The organism is Nitrosospira sp. NpAV, assembly GCF_000832065.1.
Taxonomy (GTDB): Bacteria; Pseudomonadota; Gammaproteobacteria; order Burkholderiales; family Nitrosomonadaceae; genus Nitrosospira.
This window is the reverse complement of the sequence record NZ_JXQM01000001.1, coordinates 47025-65493: the sequence shown is the minus strand read 5'-3', so window position 1 is coordinate 65493 and position 18469 is coordinate 47025. Positions and strand designations below refer to the sequence as shown.

The window sequence follows — 18469 nt, the reverse complement described above, 5'->3', positions numbered from 1 at the left end:
GTGGTGCTCACAGCGCAACCAATAATATTGTTAATACGAACAGCGCGAGATAGCCGGGATTGAGCAACAGCTGCTCGATTTTGTTGGCGGCAAATCCTAGTTGACGTCCGTAATTAATCATGTCCTCGCCAATGCCACGTATCACCAGACGATCCTCGAACCAGTACAAAACTGCAGTAATCCGTCGGGTAAAATTACCGGTGAACCCACTGCCCCGAGCGAAATCACCCTGCTTTTCCTGTTGCATGGCAATTTTCTGTTTTTCCAGCGGAGTCAGGCTTCCGGCCACACCCAAGGAAGAATAAAGGGACTGCCGTGTGGCGATCTTTTGTTTTTCCAATTGTGCCAGGGTAGATATCGAGCGAAGTGACGGAAGCGGGGTTCCCATGGCGCGATCGACGAGAGCATCAAAATAAGCCAGATCGTGGGCCAGTTTCCGGACCGGTTTTACTAGCGCCCAATCGGTAATCTGATCAATCCAGAAACGTTGTAAGGAGGCAACATACACCCAGCGCAATCCCGCTATTTCCCGGTCAACCGGTTTGATGGGATTGCCTACGATAAAATGCATGAGCGACGGTGCGGTGAGAACCTGATAACCGCGAACCACGGCATGGGCGCAGAGATGCCAGCTTGCCAGTTGCCAGAAACCCAGCCCGCATTCCAAAAACATCAGGCCCAATTGCCCCGACGTTGAGAAGAAGAGAGAGCTTTTTACATCGGTCTGGGTTAGTCCGACGACAAAGCCATAAATAGCCGTCGCCAATCCCACCGCTGCCACCAGAGCCATGACCAGCGGTGCTCTTTCAAAAATGGGTTGCAGCAACACCAAGAGGTAAACGCCCGAGTGAACCATGATGGCGCCATAAAATCCCGCACTGGATGGCGTAGGTCCTTCCGCCGCCCGCGCGAGCCATGGTGCAAAAGGCAGTTGCGCGGACTTTGCAAATGCCGCGATAGCGAAACAAAGTGCAATTGCACTAGCTTGCCCTCCCGACAGTTGTGCCGATAGCACATTAAGCTGGGTCCAATCGAGCGTTTTAGTCCAGGCATAGCAGAGACCAATGCCCAAAATAAACCCGATGTCGCCGGCACGAACCGTGACAAATACACGGGTCGCGTTTTGAGCGGCGACCGGACGGTCATAAGCATAGGCAATCAGCAAATAAGAGCAGAGTCCGGCAACCTCCCAACCTATAAAGGTTCCTACCGCGTTGCCGGACAATACCAGTAATAGCATTGCTGAAGCGTACAGGCTTAATAAGAAAAAGAAGCGGTGAAACCCTGCTTCTCGATGCAAGTAATTGACCGAAAATCGGATAATGACGAATAAGAGGATTGCAAATAGGGCGGCCAATATCACACTGAAGCCAGTGGTGATAAAATTAACATTAACAATCAATGTATTGCTGCCTAACCACTGGCCTATCCGGAATGAGCCCACGTTTGCACCCATCAAGGCGCCCCCGAGCAGCGCCAACGCCAGCAGGCACGACAGTACGATAGCCCAGCTGGCAATAGCCGCCGTCGTAGTTTCGCTGTTTTCGCCCTCGAGCTTCCCGAACAGGTGTCCTATACCGATAACTGCCGCAGCAATCAGTGGAAAAATGGGAATTAGCCCAGCGAGGACGTCCATGATCCTATATCTCCAATAATGCGGGTTGCCTGATCAATACAGGAGATAATGGCTGACTGTGATCGCGGTAATATTCTGGCGAATTTCTGAATATGGGTATTTTTGCTGCTTCAGCTTGCCAGAGAACAAATCCGATACCGCGCTCAAAGATAAATATCTCACTGCTATCAGGATCTTTCGCGCTGAGAAGTATCCATCCTCCTGCTATCAATTCGCGCAGGCTCTCCTGGCGGGCGTAAATTTGCTCAAGAACGGATGTTTTGGCTTCGACCATGATTTGCAAGCGCATCGCTTCATGAATCTCGATCATCTGGCGCGGGAGGCCGGTACGCAAATCGCTGGATGCCCCTTCCATGACTCCAAACATTCCAGCCACGTTGTGCGGTACCTTTGTCCCGCAACCAAATCGTTCATTATTCGCGGTAGAGAAGTAGTATTCCAGATTAATGCCGGCACCTACGGGTCCTACAGCCAGCAGGATGCCTTCCAGCACCTTCCCCTCTGGATCCTGGGTTGGATCATAGGAAATGAGGAAGACACGGCGATCGAAGAATACGCCTTGTGTCACCGATCTGCGTCCCACCACTGCAGCTGCGTTGGTGGCATGTCCCAATTCAGGCCTGGCTTGGGAAAAATCGGTAGCACGCTCTTCAATATGTTTCAGAGCTTTTACCGGTGTAGGTTTACGCGGTGCTGATGCCAGCCGCCGGCAACGTTCATGCGCGGACATCTGTTGCCCATGACGCAATTGGCCAAGTAATTCGGTGAGTCCATCTCGCCGTTCCTCAGGTACATCGCCCAGGTCATACCAGATAATTTCCTCATTGCAGGTGTTATGTTCGGCGCCAATGAACCAGGTATCGGATGGAATATCAATGCCCCGTTCCACTAACAGCTTGCGTATTACCGGGCGATTGGCCATTGCCGCAAACAGCCTTGCGTTCGGTCCCCCATGACGGCCGCTGCATGCCCCACAGTCATAGGCCGCCAAATGAGGGTTGTTCTGGCTGATAGAGCCATGCCCCATCAACACTACTAGTTGCGAGAATCCGTAGGTCAACCCGGCATTCCGTAAAAAACCGGCAACTTTGTCGGCCTGCTCCTTGTCCGTAAAGCCCAGCTTGGGTTGGGCCGGCGTGGCAATCGTTTCATTATCCGTTGACGTAAACATCAGTTCTGTGTCGACTGCAGGAGATACCAACTGGCGCACCTCTGCCACCAGTTTTTGCTGGCTTCTAGGTATTATTGATTTGGCCAATAATCCAAGGAGAGTGACCGGCGCAATTGCATCAATAAACGGATGGGACAATACGAGGTTGCGACGTATACTTTGATGCAGCAGGTTAACGCCTGCCTGTAACCATTTGCGCCCGTTGGTATGCCGGATCATCGCTTGTTCGCGCCCGGATCGCGGTATTTCCCTTACTTCATGGGCAGGTGTTACCACTACCGGACATAAGGGCGTTACCCTGGTGTCATCGAGACCCTTATAGTTCATCGGTACGCCAAAGAATCCTGCCGCACCCAGCGTTTCAATATCAGGGTTGAGTTCTTCCAGATGTCTGCGAAAGCTTTCTTCGCGATCATCTATACAGAAAATAATTTGTGAGCTGGGACGGGTATTGCGCTTCGCCCAGGTTCCCCGATTGTGATTAGCGCTTATCGCCTGAAAGATGCTGTCGCGATAGTGTCGCTCATAAGCGTAAAGCCAGACTTTGCCACGTTCCGTTATGGAAAATTGATCCAGCAATGTGATTATTTGCAGCAAATCCCGTTTTTCGAGTGTCTGTAGGGATAAGGCACTCAGGCCTAAGTGCTGGCACAAGCGAAACAGGCGCCAGCCGCTACTATAAATGGTGTGGTTTTTACCTTGTTGTTCAGCCAGCGGACTCAATTCCCAGGTCTGAATCAGGTCGGCAAGGTGTTGCCAATCAGCACGTTTATGTCGTTCTGAAACTGCAAGCATTGTTAGCGATTCTGCCCGCTGGGTCAGATATTCCGGCAATTTTCCCTGATATAAATGGTGCCGAACCAAAAATTCTGATAAGTTTTTACGAAAATATGTCTGTAAACTGCTCAACTTCGCTTCGATCAGCCAAATTTCTCGGCAGACTTGATTTAACCAGAGCCGATCAAGCGTTAACCGTATTGCCAGATAATCGGCGAGATTGGGTTTTGCGTCCTCTACCGCATAATAGGAAGGATGGTGTTGGCGCCAGTTAATCAGGCCAGACCAGCCCGGCAATTCAAGTGTTAAGCGCTGGAGATATCCTTCCCATTTTGTTCGAGGTATTTCAAGCTGAGTTAGTTGAAGGATAATGGTGTCTAAAGCGTCGGAGGGCAATTCCGCTATAATCTGCTGCCAGTTGGGCAGATCCTGCAAGAAGGGATTGGCATCATATTGAACAATCGCCCGCCAGGCAGCATAAAGACCCAAGCGGCTTCGCTCCGGGGTATGCCAGGCAGCTATGCCTTCATCCATGCTCGATGCGCAGATCCGGATTAGCTGTGGGCGCACAGAGTCAAGAATATCGATTCCGCTCAACGTCATGACAAAGCCGCGGAGGGTAATATCATCGCCGAGCTGATCATCTAAATCGTCCATTATCTTTCTCGCCTGCAGTTGCATTTGCTGATGAACCGAGGCTCCATCGCTTCTTTCGCGAGCATAGTCCAGCCACTCTTCAGCTTGCTCGAGCGACAAATCAAGCAAATTCTCAGGGTGTAGTCCAGCCTGTTGCATTCCAAGCTTTGTCACAATGCTTTCCCACAGTTGCTTCACTACGCTGTCCGGGCGGGCACTGCCGGCAAGGAGTTCGTCACGAACTTGTTGAGGCACATCCGCCTGTACGGCATCCAGTGCGTTCAGCTCTTCTATTTGCCAATTCAGCTGACTTACGGTCAGGGGCTGCAAATCGAATAGCAGAGCGATCCGATACAATTCCTTTCGGCTGATGTTTCTGTCTTTTAATTTGCAGACGATCTGTTCTGCTTGTAAATGAGGGTCATGCGCGAGCGCCGCAAAAATATCGTCATCATTGATACGCCCTTGCTGATAAAACTCACGGCTGCGTGCTTCAGGAAGATAACCACAAATACCGGTTAATTTTTCGAAGTCCGCCAATGCTTCCTCAAATGGGAGATGCTGGAAGCCATGCAGGGTGTTGTGATGCACAAAATCAAGGATGGGCGCTTGACCGGGCAAGACATGATCCAGATGATTTAATGCCGTCGTGATCTGCTCGCGTAAATTACCTGCGGGATCGGTACCTAAGGATGCAGTATGCATGGCTAACCCTCCAGAACTCGTAGCCTGATCAGGCTGTTCATTTGTGAGACGGTTGCGGTTGACAAATCAATCAGTGAGGCTGGCAGCAAGCCGAATAACACAATGCCAGCGACCAAAACTCCCAGTGCTAATAGCTCAGCTGGTCTTAAATCTTCAATCTGCTTCATTTGCGGTTTTACCGGACCCGTGAATAGCAGACCAATGGTGCGGATCGCATAAGCGGTGCTGATTAAAATGGCCAGACTGAAAAACACCATGAGTTCGCCCCATTGCCGGAAACCGCCGATCATTGCATGGAGTTCAGCTACAGCTCCCACGGTTCCGGGCATACCCATTGCAGCCAACAGCGTGATGGTGGTAAAGAATGCAAAACGCGGCATCACCTGAACCAGAGAACTGTAATCCTGAATGTTGCGGGTATGGGTGCGGTCGTAAAGCAGGCCCACTACCAGAAATAACGCGCCCGCAATCAGGCCGTGCGCGCTCATCTGCAAGACCGCCCCAGTAAAGCCGGTCTCATTCAATGTTGAAATTCCCAATAAGACGATGCCCATGTGACTGATCGATGAATAGGCGACCATGGCTTTGAGGTCACTTTGCCGCCATGCCAGTAAACCGCCATAGATCATGCCGAATAGCGCCAGAAAAACCAGCAGCGATTGCATGGCTTGGGCAGCAATTGGCAGGATGACTACGACCCGGAGCAGACCATAAGCTCCCATTTTCAGTAAAACGCCGGATAGCAAAATGCTGACTGGACTGGGTGCTTCAACGTGAGCGAGAGGCAGCCATCCGTGGAGCGGGAATATCGGCATCTTCACACCAAACCCAATCATGAAACCCAGAAAGGCCCAGATCTGCTGATCCTTGGGCATTTCCTGCGAAACCTGGTTCATGGCGCTCATCAGGGAGACATGCTCTGGCACATATTGGTACACCGCAATCAGGCTGACGAGCATGAAAATCGAGCCGCCCATGGTATACAGCACAAAGTTAAGGCTTGCCGTTTGCCGACGTTTGCCACCCCATCGATCAATCAGAAAAAACATTGGGATCAGGGTGATCTCCCAGAAAATATAGAAGAGAGACCAATCCTGGGACAGGAACACTCCCAGCATGCCAAATTCTGTCAACAGAATGCAGATGTGGTAACCCTTAATACTGCTGGTGATGCTGGAAGAAACGAGGAGAGAGATCAGGGTAAGTAGTGTGGCCAGCGCCACCATGGGAAGTGACAGCCCATCAACGCCTAATGCGTAAGCGCTTCCGATCTTGGGGTTGATTGCGTAGTATTCGTTGAACTGCAGACCGGCATTGTGCGGGTCGTAATTAAAAAGCAGGTAGCAGGTAAGTAAAAGGGTGAAGCCGGCAAATAGATTCCCGAGATAACGGGCTATATCCGCGTCCCGGCCCGAGATCAGTGCCAGGATCAGGGCACCAATTGCGGGGGTCCAGAGAATTGCACTCAAAATCCCCATTTTTTTAGTTGTTAAAAACTCCCGTTTGCCACCCGTTAAAAGTTGCGATTTTCGGGTGGTTATTTGTTATTCATATTTGATAGTGTCGTGGATTCAACAAAAAACTGCAAATTTTTTTGAAAAATGCAGGTTACTTTGCGGCATTCACAAATTAATCACACTTCCAAAATGTTTTCTTCACAGTGGGTATGTTAATTTTCTTTCAAAATGTAATTCGCATCCCTTATAACGAAACCGCCTTCTCTGTAATGTTAATGAATTATTAATAATCAAATACTTAGTTCAACAAGGCTTGATAAGGCAGCTTGTAATGGTGATTTAATTCAAGATTTAATTTTCACTAAACTATAGCAAGAACAGAAGGAATCCGCTCGTTTAATGAGTGAAAAGACTTAAAGTGCCGGTACAAAATGATATATGCAGATTGGTTTAAGTACGTTCCGTTTCGTTCTAGAAATACTCATTCATCTTCGGAGAAAGATATGACGATCTTATATTTGGAGGATGCGAAGAAATTTCGCACTAAAATCGGGCCTGCGAAGGATACCGTCTCCGTCGGCGCCGCGGGAGGTTTGCGGGAATCGGAGCGGAAGGCATTGTGGTCAGACGTTTTCCGCTGTTTTCAGCTTCCGTTGAATAATGCCCGAAGATCGGTGAGATATTCTCCATCGAGTAAGTGGCTGCCCGAGCATACAAGCCAATGGCTCGAATCCGTTCGTGACGGCCGGTGAGAGCGGCGGCGATCATAAAAATGCGATCAGATTAATAATTAAATAAGAAGGGGTATATTAATGTCAATTTCCAGTCTTCTCGTACCGGCGATACTGTTTTTTGCCCTTGGCATGTTTGCGTGCATAGTTAAATCGGACCTGAAGTTCCCGCCCGATATGCACAAGATGATCGTTATCTATCTGCTGATCGGTATCGGGCTTCATGGCGGCAAGGCGTTGGCTACATCCAATATGGGTGACGCAATTCCTGCCGTCTGGGCGGCGCTTGCATTCGGCTTCGGCTTGCCTATCGTTGCTTATATCATCTTGCGAGCCATTGGAAAGATCGATCCGCTCAACGCCGCAGCCATTTCCGCGCACTACGGCTCGGTGAGCGCGGGAACCTATATGACGGCGGTCGCATTTCTGGGCGGTATCGGCGTGACCTATGAGGCCTATCCCGTGATCATGCTGGCGATCATGGAATCTCCCGCGATCATGATCGGCTTGGTGCTGGCAGGCTATTCCCGGAAAATCATGGGGGGAGCGGCCAAAGCCGATAAGGGTATGATGAAGCACCTGATGATCGAGGCCTTTACCAACGGCAGTATTTTGTTGCTGTTTGGCTCCATGGGCATCGGCGCGGTGGTATCGGAGGCAAGCTATCACAAGATCGAGCCGTTCTTCGAAACCATATTCATGGGCGCATTATGCATATTCCTGGCCGATATGGGGATGGAGGCGGGAAAAAGACTGTCGGAATTCAAGCAGGTGGGTGTCTTCCTGGTCGGCTTTGGCATAGTGATGCCCTTGATCGGCGCCACTGTCGGGATACTTACGGCTCATTACTTCCTTCACTACTCCGTAGGCGGAGTCACCCTGGTGACGGTACTCGCGGCCAGCTGCTCCTACATCGCGGTACCCCCGGCGATGCGTCTTGCGATACCGGAGGCTAATCCGTCTTTCTATCTAACACTGTCGCTCGGATGTACTTTTCCATTCAACGTGGTGGTCGGCATTCCCTTGTACTACGGCGCGGCCCAGTATTTGGCCGGACAGTAAGCCCAATTATTCCGGGATGATTTGTCAATTCATTAAGAATTTGAGAGATGGGCTGTGATTTGTTGAAAGCATTCGAATCCAGCCTATCGTGTAACCACTATCGGGAGAAACCATGATAATGAGACCAGAAACATTAATTGCGATGAAGCGGATCGAAATTGTAGTGGACGAAGAATCACTGGGTGATTTGCTTGATCTATGCAGGTCGGCTGGCGTGCGCGGTTATACCACCATCAAACATGCGGGCGGACTGGGCTCGCGAGGTGAGCGGCGTCCGGACGACTATGCGTTGGAGGAGAAAAATGCGGTGGTGATTCTTGCCTGCGAAGAAAAACAGGCGGAGAGGGTAGTCATGACGATCCGTCCTAAATTAAAGGAGTTTGGCGGAATGTGCCTGGTTTCAGACTGCGAATGGGTGATAGGGCCCGCCGTATCATATTGATGCTACAGTCATCATTGATGCGGTTTGGAATTTGAATCTCGTAATCCGTTTCCAAATAATCGAAGGAGTTGATTATGCTGAAGCAGCGACTTTCCAGGAAAATATTGTTAGGTAGCGTTTTGCCATTATTGCTGTCAGGCATGTTAGTCACGCAGGCCACCCCTGCGAATGCATTGGATACCGTATACGCTAAATTCAATAAAGCGGGGGAACTGGTTCGTCCCGTTCACTACCGGGAGTGGATTTTTGTCGGTTCTCCTGTCACTCCCAAAGACATGAATGATGGCAAACCGGCATTTCCGGAGTTTCATAACGTTTATATTGATCCCGCAAGCTGGCGTTACTGGAAAAGAACGGGAAAATTCCGCGATGGAACCATTTTTGTGCTGGAAATGGTCAGCGTGGGTGACAAGAAATCATCCAGCGGAAACGGCTACTTCCAGGGAGAGTTTAGTGGCGTCGCAGCCGCAGTCAAGAGCAAGAAACGCTTCAAGGATAAGATAAATAATTGGGCCTATTTTGGCTTTGGCGACAAACCAACCGCCGTGGCGCAAGCCGACGATGCCTGCGCGGCATGCCATCAGGCCAACGCCGCTGACGATATGGTTTTTTCCCAGCACTACCCGGTATTGCGCGCGGCCAAGCCGGGGGAAAAGCCCAAGCGCCGGGGAATAGGCCAGGGCAGTATGGATCTCGAACGTGGGCAGTAAGGGCGCCGATTGGTGAGTCCGCTTCGTAGTATCTTTGATGCGAGAACTGCATGAATTCATGCTCCCGCAACGTGATGCGGGAAAGAAAGGCGGGCCGGCTCCGCGCTAAAATGGTTTGTGACGGTTTCTCCATATAAGCGGTGTACATCGATACAACGGGTTTCAATCTGCCTGGGAGTCGCTGAGTTGCCGGGTCACTGGCGAAACGGACTAAACCTTTGAATTCTTACTTCGCAGGTTTTTTCTTACCATTACCAGCAGCCCAAGTGCTTATGAAACCATGCAGACAAGACTTTCGGGCAACCAATTGTGTGGAATCATCCGTTGTGTATTCAACATTAACCTTATTCGAGCATGCGATGGCGAGACCTGTGACGGGAAGAGAATTTGTGAAGACGGCGAAGGAAAGAATTCAGACCGCAAAGACGGTTGATGCTTTACGGGCAGCTCAAGCTCTACTATTACCACTGGAGTTCGGTCTCTCGCTGGAACAGACGGCTACTATCATCGGACTTTCCAAAAGTCGCACGGGAAAATTACGGACGCGGTTTCAACGTATCGAGACCGGTGTCGAACAGGTTAAAACAAAAAAAGGGCTTCGTAATCATGCGCGCATGAGCCTGGATGAAGAAGTGAATTTTCTTACTCCTTTCATTATCGAGGCACAGAATACGGGGGCTTTGCATATTCCACAATTGAAAGCGGAACTTGAACGCCGTGTGGGCAGATCGGTATCGACGTCGACGGTTTATCAATTACTCAGGCGCCACGGATGGTCAAAACTTGCACAGCATCCGAGAACCGATATTGAGGTGATGCAGGCATGGAAAAGAATGGGTTCGAAAAAATAGACCTCTCACAGGAAAGGATATTTATATCCTTCCTGTTTGCGGTGGTTTTCGGTTCATAAAATCTATTTGCCATCTTCTGCCGACAAGCGGCCCCCATTTTCAATTCCATCAAACTGTCTCGGGTCGAAGAAATAGTTTCTAGTAAAGTAGTATTTAATCTCCGGATCTCTCCATTTCCTTTCGTATATCCGCTAGTCGAACGTACCATTTCACGCAAATCGTTCCTATCTAAGCCCCTTTTGGTTTTTCATCCTGACGGGAAATAACTTCGGGTCGAATTCGAGGAACCAGCAGTGTTGGCTGGCGTGAGAACCCCTTTCCTCTGGCGGCGTCGGCACTTTCGTTTAGAGATGATGCTCGTGGCCCTGCGTCCGATGGCCGCCCCTGATGCTTACACCATTGGCAGATCGATGTTCAGCTACCTGTCCGGTGCAGGCAGCTACATCTCCATTCCGCGATCCGGTGAAAAACCCGGACCGACATAATCCTATCCGAATCCAACCATAACAATATCAATAAAAGATCACAAATAGAGATTTATGCAGATCTCTTTCAATCGACCTCGTGAGTTTGATATTTTCCGCAAGAGGGTATAGAGACATAAATATATAATTGATTTATATAAAAAATATAAAATATTAAGCCTGCTTTTAATCATAGGTTTCTGCTATGGACGACGATATTCATACCAGAAATCTTATTGTACTTCACAAATTCTTTATAAATAGCAAACAGTTTCTTCACACATGTAGTGATATGTTAGCGTCGTGTTTAAGGCATTAACGAAGCGTTGCGATTTATATAACGCTTTCGATGAAGGCAGTTGCTAAGCATTCATTACAAAATGCCATCGCACTGGATCGGGAAAAACTTTTGGAAGAGGTTGGGTTGTTGGGGGATCGGGCGCCATACGCTGTTTATGCTATACGTCAGATCAGCCGTTTTTCTCACCCGTAGGGCAGCAGAGGTCAAAGCAATGACAGAATCAGGCTTCGTGGCGGTTTATTCTTTTTGTATGTAAAACTTTTCGATAGTTAAATTTTTTAAGGAAGGATGAGTATTATGAGTTCATATACTTCAGACAAACCGCTTGTACCGTCGGATGATCACCAATCCGACGGGACACCGGAACCAATTGTCCCCGTAGGGTCAGCGGGATTTCAGGCTAAATATGTTGCCCGCGATCTCCAGGCGGGGATCATAACGGGAGCCATGGCGATTCCCCTGTCTGTCGGGATTGCCTTGATGTCCGAGTATCCCATCAAGGTGGCCCTGGCGACTGTTGCGTTCGCCTGTTTCATCGGTTGGATCAATGCTTTCATCAGGCCGGGCAACTACATTGGCACTCCTGGGGTGGCAGCGGGCTTGGCGCCAGTCCTGGCGATGGGGGTTCACAGTTTTGGCATCGAAAACATGGCGTTCGTTATTTTCCTGACTGCCGCCATGCAAGCGGTGATATGGAAATTCGATTGGCAAAAATATATTTTGCTGGCGGTGCCAAGCTATCTTGTCGAAGGACTGCTGGCGGGGGTCGGCTTGAAGATCGCTCTCAAGTTTTTGACATTTACCTATGAGTTGCCCGCTGAGCAAGAATCTGCTGATGCATTCTGGAACGGTGCACGTGTACAAATGGCGCTCGTATCCTTAGCCGGTTTTTCCATGTTTGTATACCTGTTTTCGAAATTCAAGGATACAAAACCAGCGATTCCCTATTTCCTGTTGATCGGGGCAAGCATAGCGCTTGCACAATTCATGCCCATGTCCATGTTGCACGTGGATGATGTGGACCTCGCATTGGCTTTGCCGATACCGCACTTCGACAGCGCATTGACCTGGATGTATGTGATCGGCTTTGCGGCCATGCTGGCGGTGATCGATGTGATAGAACAGGTCATGAGCAACGCCGCCATCGAGAAAATAGATCCGCTAAAACGCAAATGCAACACCAATAACAGCTTGCTGGCTATCTGGATATCCAATATGGGTTCCAGCTTCTTCGGCGGCATGACCAATCTGGACGGCCTGGCAAAAAGCACCACCAATAGATTGGCCGGTGCCATGACCAAGTTCTCCGTCCTTATCGTAGGCATCGTGGTCACATTCTTTGTCCTTAACTCCCAGTATCTTGAGTATCTTCCCAAGTTTTCGCTGGCGGCCATCATGATTTTCTCCGGCTGGAAAATGATCATGGGACTATGGCACGTGGCCCATTACGGCCAATACGCCATGATATTGGCCACGCTTTGCGGCCTCCTAGTCTATAAGGTCGGTATTTTCGAAGGTTTGCTGATCGCCATGGCGGTGCACGGCCTTGTCAACTATCTGGTTTTCAAGCAAGCTGGCAAAATACCGAGCAAGGTCATTGTCAAAAAATATTTTGAGAAATTCTCGGTGAACGCAAATGGCGGTGCCGACTGATCGGTAGTTTCCTGGCAACGGATGGCGGGCCGAGGCATGCCCGCCATTTTATAGATCTTTCTTTATCAAGAGGAATTCAAATGTACATGAAAATCATGGTCGCGATAGGCGACGATGAAATTTCCCGGAATGCATTACAAGAAGCTCTGAGTATTGCCGGCGCGTACGGCGCCAAACTATGCGTGGTTCATGCCGTGGCGGAATCCGATGCGGACGAAGAAAGTGGCGGGAATCGAGAAAAGGGGGCGGGCCTACTTGAAAGAGCCAAGTCCAACGCCAGCAATGCGATCACGGTGGAAACCCGCCTACTGGACGCGGACGGCGAATATGGTTTGAACGGCGTATCGGAAGCTATCGCCAATGCCGTCACCGAATGGGGGGCCGATTTACTTGTGGTAGGAACAAAGGGCCGGCGAGGCCTGGAACGCCTGGTTATCGGGTCCGTGGCGGGGCAACTGGTGAATACGGTGGATACTTCGATTCTTCTGGTTCGTCTCCCGTAAATCCTCACAAAAAAAATGGGATCCGGGTTATTCGGATCGATCTTGCGAATGCAAGGAATGGGCGGGAATTGTGAAGAAATTGTTCCTGTACCTGGACGGCATTCAATAATTTTACCGGATTTCAGATGTTGAAAGTGGGGGAGCAACGGCTCGTAAGTTAGTCTAGAAAACTTGGAGGAGTCGGGATTGGATTATCGGCTTGCCGGTCTCGGTTAATGAAGTATTTCGAAGGCTTGGTTTCCTCCCGTTTGCTCCCCCTGCGGATTCCCGATGCGCAACAAAAAAGTGTATTAGATTCAGAAAAAGCTCTTTACAAATGTCAAGAAAGTGTATAATAGATGTCAAGAATTTGTGAATAGACGTTAGATTCAATCCGTAATAAGAAGTCGCCGAGAATCAGCTTCGGAATAATTAGTACCGTTTCGTTTTGTGGAAGATTAATGAAAAGCAGGATTGTTAAAGTGCTCATTCTCGCAAGTATAGGGTTCATCGCGCTTCCGGTCTCCGCAAAGGAGGGCAACACCGGGGTGGCGGGTGCGCAAATAGATATTTCCTGCATACAGAACGCCATTGACGAACGTGATACTTCGCTGGCAAATATGGTAAATATCTGGTCATCCTTAGCCGGGAACGCACTGGAAGCCCGGCGCGACGCAGAAAAGGCCAGCTGGAATATCCCAAGCTATAAAGAACGGCGGTTTTCTCAAAGAAAGGCGTGGAGCGATTACGGAAAGAGTCTTCGCGCTGCGAATGCCGAAAAAAAGAAGGAGCGGGTACGTATATGGAAGAAATTCGATCACGACCGTAAAGAGTGCGAGGGCGCTTATTCACCCGAAATGAACACGGGTAGTACCTATGACGCAAATCTATAGATACAAGCATAAGCGCTCCACAGGGTCGGAAGCTATGCGGTAGAAGCTGTAACTGAAAAACGAAGGAATAAATCAGATAATAGAAGTTAGAAGTATAGGAAAAGAGTGTGTTAGAAACGGTAAAAGGATAGCGGGTGGCAATAAACCGGCATTCCGGCCAGCACGAATGACACAACCTTTATCTTAGTTGTCGTTAAGTAGTGGTTCTAAACATGTATCCGTCAAGCATTCAGATGCTCCGGATTTTTTCCAACCATTTTTATAGATAATCAATCATGCAAAAAATATCGACCCAGACATTTTTCTATTTCGCCTACGGTGCAAATATGTTTTCCCGTAGGCTTCAAGCCTCGAATATCGCACCATCCGCTGTCGCAATCGATGTCGGTTTCGTTCAGGGCCACAGATTTACTTTTGGCAAAGTCAGCCGCGATGGCTCGGGTAAATGCGATATCGAAACGACGAATAATCCCAATAATCGGGTTTATGGAGTTCTTTACAAGATAAATGTAAAGGACAAGGAGAGCCTCAACGCGGCGGAAGGCCTTGGAACAGGATACAGTGAAGCCAATGTTCAGGTGGTTACCGCAACGGGTACGTACCCCGCGGCAACTTACGTGGCCAGCTATAAAGAAGCGGTGCTGCGGCCCTATCAATGGTATAAGGCATTCGTCATAGCAGGTGCTCTCGACCATGGCTTGCCGATTGAATACGTCGAATGGCTGCGGACATTCGAAGCACAAGCGGATTCAAATAGCGATCGCCGTGCCGAGAGGGAGGCGCTGTTATTTGGCGACCTGCCGCTAAGCCGTTTTCATGTCGATGTGGATAGCACACGGCAGGCTCTGGCTAAAGAGGCATAAGGTACTTCAGCGTCATCTGAGCGCTTGTCGGCAGTTGTAAAGTCTCCCAAACCGGGGTTATTTGCTCGCGGAAAGTGTTTGTTTCGTCTGCGTAGGTATTTAACCCCGGAATCTCCCGGAATCGGCAGCGATAGCGTTCCGGTTAGTCCACATTAGTTTCCCCTTCTTGGCCGATAAAATAATCGTTGGCCTTCGAAATCCTAAAGATTATCCCCCCATACCCTCTCTTTCACGTTTTAAGCGCGGCAAGCTGCCAGCGTGTGATAGAAACGTAGGCGCCGCCGGCTGATTTTTCCTTCCTGCACCGCTTGAGTAAGCGCGCAACCCGGTTCAGCGGTATGGCGGCAATTGTTGAATCTGCATCGTCCAATATAAGGATGAAACTCAATAAATCCCCATGCCAAATCTTCGCCATCAATATGGTGCAGGCCGAATTCCTGCATACCCGGAGAATCGATAATGCGAGTGTTTTCATCGAGGTGGAAGAGCCGGGCATGGGTAGTGGTATGCCGTCCGGTATCAAGCGCAACGGAAATACTGGCGGTAACGCGTTCAGCATCCGGACTCAGAGCGTTGATGAGGGTGGATTTGCCCATGCCGGATTGCCCAACCAGAACGCTAAGCTGATCTTTAAAATAGGGTAGAAGCGGCGCAACGCTGGTTTTGGCACTGATTTCCAGCAAGGGATAACCTAAGTCCCGATAAAGGGAGAGGGAGGCAGCAGCAGCACGCGTAGGTTCAATAAGATCTGCCTTGTTGAGTACGATCAAACCCTTGATACGCTGGTTCTCGGCGGCTGCGAGACAACGATTGACAAGTTCCTCGCTAAAGCTCGGCACGGCCGCCACCACGATGACTACCTGGGTGACATTGGCAGCGATAATTTTTTCACGATAAACGTCACTGCGGTAAAGCAGCGCACTGCGGGGTAGAATCGTTTCGATCACGCCTTGTCCCGACGCGGTGAGCTTGATTTCCACATGATCACCGCATGCCGCACCCCCTTTTTTTCCGCGCATTACACAAGAAAGTGATTCGTGGCTTGCGGTTTTAACAAGAAAATGCCGGCCAAACGCAGCAACTATCTGTCCCGGAATTGCTGATGGGGAAGAAGTGCGGCGAGTTGGACTCAAATCTTGAAGAGCGTGTCTATTTTTGCGGCACAAATGAAATCATTCTCGGACAATCCATTGATGGCGTGAGTGGTGTACTCCACGTGACATTTATTATAGCCAACAGTCATATCCGGATGGTGGTCTTCGCGATGCGAGATCCATGCAATGGCGTTGACAAAAGCCATCGTCTGATAGTAATTGTTGAAATTGTAGGTCTTTGCAATGAGTTTGCCGGAAAACTCCCATCCATCAAGCTGATCCATCAGTATGGTAACTTCCGTGGATGAAAGCGGCGGCATTCCCCCCTCGCAGGGCCTGCATTGCTTGGTGGCCAGATCGTTGACAACAGTATCCATTAGCGCTCCCACTGGTTAATGATATAAATTAAGTCGATATCCCACATTTAAGAAGAGGCCGCAAAAATTTCAATTTCGCAGCCATCTGATTTCCATATATCGGTCATAGGCGCCGGCGTCAATATTCTTGTTACCCTGGATCTTGAATTTTTCAGACGTGCCTTGGTGTCAATTATGCGCCAGGTTTTGTAGCCGTGCTATTCTCATTGCCGCGGGCGGATGCGAGTCATAAAACGCCGAATGCAGGGGATCGGGGGTAAGCGTTGCCGCGTTGTCCTGGTAGAGTTTTACCAGGGCTCGTATGAGATCTGTGGCGGACGCATTGTGCGCCGCATACTCGTCCGCCTCAAACTCGTGCTTACGCGAGTATAGGCTCGCCAACGGTTGGAATAGAAAGGTGAATGCAGGCATTATCAGAAAAAACAGAAGTAGCGCCATCGCAGTTGAAGGGAGGGCAGAAACCGAAACTCCCAATCCCCGGTAAAACCAGTCCTGCTGCATCAAATAGCCAAGCACCCACAAGAATATCAGGCTCATGGCAAATGTCCAGAGGATGCGCTTAATGACGTGACGGCGCTTGAAATGTCCCAATTCATGCGCCAATACCGCTTCAATCTCGGACCCATCCAGCCGGGAGAGAAGGGTATCAAAGAAAACGATCCGCTTGGTTTTGCCGAAGCCGGTGAAGTATGCGTTGCCATGATTGCTGCGGCGCGAGCCATCCATCACGAAAAGACCGCTGGACTTGAAGCCGCACTTACGCATGAGTTGTTCAATACGCATCTTGAGCGGAGCATCTTCAAGCGGCGTGAATTTGTTGAACAGGGGGGCGATCCAGGTGGGGTAAATGGCCAGAACCGCCAGATTGAAACCCATCCAGGCGAGCCAGACATATATCCACCAGTTTGTACCCATTTTTTCCATTAGCCAGAGCACGACAAACAACAAGGGCATGCCCAACAGCATCCCCAGTGCAGCCCGGCCGGCGAGGTCCTTCAGGAACATCCGAGGCGTCATTTTATTGAAGCCGAATTTTTGCTCGATAACGAAGGTTCGATAATAGCTTATGGGAATGCCAGCCAGGCTTATCAGCGACATGACGCTGATAATTAGCGCCATGCCATGAGCAAGCGGATTGCTTAACCAGGCCGACCAGAATGCGGCCAGCGCATTCAGCCCGCCTCCCAGGGTAAATATCAGCAAAAGCCCTGTTTCCAATAATATGCTGGCGTAGCCGAGGCGGGTCTTCGCGCACGTATAGTCCGCAGCTTTCTGGTGTGCTTCAAGATCGATCCGCGAAGAAAAATTTGCCGGCACCTTATTGCGATGGGCGAGAACATGATGGATATGCCGTGTTGCCAACCACATCCGCGCACAGAATGTAAGCAGCAGGGCAACGAGAAATACAGCTGTAAAAGTTTGCATATATTATTCGCCGATGATCGAATTGATGAGCCTGACGAAAGGTGACGGGCCACCACCAATATGACACAATTACAGATTGAAAATTCAGGAAACCGGTTCAATTATGGCACAAGATAGCAATAACCTCATCTGGATAGATATGGAAATGAGCGGATTGAACCCGGATAATGACCGCATCATCGAAGTTGCTTTGGTAGTCACTGATTCTCAATTGAACGTGCTGGCTGAGGCACCGGTTCTGGTGATATCACAATCCGAAGCGGTGCTGGATGGAATGGATAGCTGGAATAAATCCACTCACTCCAAATCCGGTCTGATAGACAAGGTCAAGGCATCCAGACTGAATGAGGCCGAGGTGGAAATGCGCATGATCACATTTCTGCAGGAACATATTTTACCCGGGGTTTCTCCTATGTGCGGCAACTCGATCTGTCAAGATCGGCGTTTTCTGGCTCGTTGGATGCCACAACTGGAAGCCTATTTTCATTATCGTAATCTCGATGTGAGTACTCTGAAGGAATTGGTAAAACGTTGGAAGCCGGAGATCGCCGCGGGGCTGACCAAGCAATGCAAGCACGAAGCCTTGTCGGATATTTATGATTCCATTGCCGAGATGAGCTATTATCGCGAACATTTTATTAAAATATAGAATACCGCTAAATTCCGTAGTTGACCGCTCATTAAATCCAGTTAGGCTCAAAGAGTCGCCATGGTTATCTGGGTTTAACAGATCATGTTA

At 49.6% G+C, this 18469-nt stretch carries 15 protein-coding genes; 9 read left to right on the top strand and 6 right to left on the bottom strand.

What is annotated here, in order from left to right:
• Positions 1–7: 7 nt before the first annotated feature.
• From SQ11_RS00265 to SQ11_RS00255, 3 genes are read right to left on the bottom strand one after another with little or no spacing between them, the layout of a single operon-like run.
• Positions 8–1636, bottom strand: a complete 1629-nt coding sequence (locus SQ11_RS00265) for a proton-conducting transporter membrane subunit (RefSeq protein WP_041512138.1) — start codon at positions 1634–1636, stop codon at positions 8–10.
• Positions 1637–1640: 4 nt separating this feature from the next.
• On the bottom strand, positions 1641–4925 hold the full coding sequence (locus tag SQ11_RS00260; RefSeq protein ID WP_041512137.1) for a DUF2309 domain-containing protein: 3285 nt from the start codon (positions 4923–4925) through the stop codon (positions 1641–1643).
• A gap of 2 nt (positions 4926–4927) precedes the next feature.
• Positions 4928–6403 (bottom strand): NuoM family protein, encoded by a 1476-nt coding sequence (locus SQ11_RS00255; RefSeq protein ID WP_041512136.1) that lies wholly within the window; start codon positions 6401–6403, stop codon positions 4928–4930.
• A 791-nt stretch (positions 6404–7194) separates the two neighbouring features.
• Between SQ11_RS00255 and SQ11_RS00245 the strand changes: the two genes are divergently transcribed.
• The 8 genes from SQ11_RS00245 (at position 7195) to SQ11_RS00210 (ending at position 14834) form a co-directional block, all read left to right on the top strand.
• On the top strand, positions 7195–8175 hold the full coding sequence (locus tag SQ11_RS00245; RefSeq protein WP_041512134.1) for a sodium-dependent bicarbonate transport family permease: 981 nt from the start codon (positions 7195–7197) through the stop codon (positions 8173–8175).
• A 118-nt stretch (positions 8176–8293) separates the two neighbouring features.
• On the top strand, positions 8294–8617 hold the full coding sequence (locus SQ11_RS00240) for a transcriptional regulator (protein ID WP_306463954.1): 324 nt from the start codon (positions 8294–8296) through the stop codon (positions 8615–8617).
• Positions 8618–8691: 74 nt separating this feature from the next.
• Entirely contained in the window at positions 8692–9327 is a 636-nt protein-coding gene (locus SQ11_RS00235; protein ID WP_052493891.1) for a cytochrome P460 family protein, read from the top strand.
• A gap of 326 nt (positions 9328–9653) precedes the next feature.
• Positions 9654–10178, top strand: a complete 525-nt coding sequence (locus tag SQ11_RS00230) for a winged helix-turn-helix domain-containing protein (protein ID WP_232297835.1) — start codon at positions 9654–9656, stop codon at positions 10176–10178.
• A 1062-nt stretch (positions 10179–11240) separates the two neighbouring features.
• Positions 11241–12596, top strand: a complete 1356-nt coding sequence (locus SQ11_RS00225) for a SulP family inorganic anion transporter (protein WP_041512131.1) — start codon at positions 11241–11243, stop codon at positions 12594–12596.
• 86 nt (positions 12597–12682) lie between these two features.
• A complete protein-coding gene (locus SQ11_RS00220; protein ID WP_198140761.1) occupies positions 12683–13099 on the top strand; it encodes a universal stress protein in 417 nt (138 codons plus the stop codon).
• Positions 13100–13539: 440 nt separating this feature from the next.
• Positions 13540–13971, top strand: a complete 432-nt coding sequence (locus SQ11_RS00215; protein WP_041512129.1) for a hypothetical protein — start codon at positions 13540–13542, stop codon at positions 13969–13971.
• 275 nt (positions 13972–14246) lie between these two features.
• Positions 14247–14834 carry a gamma-glutamylcyclotransferase gene (locus SQ11_RS00210; RefSeq protein WP_052493889.1) on the top strand — a complete coding sequence of 196 codons (588 nt, stop codon included), beginning with the start codon at positions 14247–14249 and terminating at the stop codon, positions 14832–14834.
• A 236-nt stretch (positions 14835–15070) separates the two neighbouring features.
• Here SQ11_RS00210 and rsgA read toward each other — a convergent pair whose 3' ends face one another.
• The 3 genes from rsgA to SQ11_RS00195 form a co-directional block, all read right to left on the bottom strand.
• Complete coding sequence (gene rsgA / locus SQ11_RS00205) at positions 15071–15853, bottom strand: ribosome small subunit-dependent GTPase A (RefSeq protein ID WP_232297834.1); 783 nt, start codon at positions 15851–15853, stop codon at positions 15071–15073.
• A gap of 110 nt (positions 15854–15963) precedes the next feature.
• A complete protein-coding gene (locus tag SQ11_RS00200; RefSeq protein WP_052493888.1) occupies positions 15964–16305 on the bottom strand; it encodes a 4a-hydroxytetrahydrobiopterin dehydratase in 342 nt (113 codons plus the stop codon).
• Between the two features lie 168 nt (positions 16306–16473).
• Positions 16474–17730, bottom strand: coding sequence for a M48 family metallopeptidase (locus tag SQ11_RS00195; RefSeq protein WP_041512127.1), 1257 nt, complete (start codon positions 17728–17730; stop codon positions 16474–16476).
• Positions 17731–17833: 103 nt separating this feature from the next.
• Here SQ11_RS00195 and orn point away from each other — a divergent pair, with 103 nt between their 5' ends.
• On the top strand, positions 17834–18379 hold the full coding sequence (gene orn, locus SQ11_RS00190; protein ID WP_041512126.1) for an oligoribonuclease: 546 nt from the start codon (positions 17834–17836) through the stop codon (positions 18377–18379).
• Positions 18380–18469 lie beyond the last annotated feature (90 nt).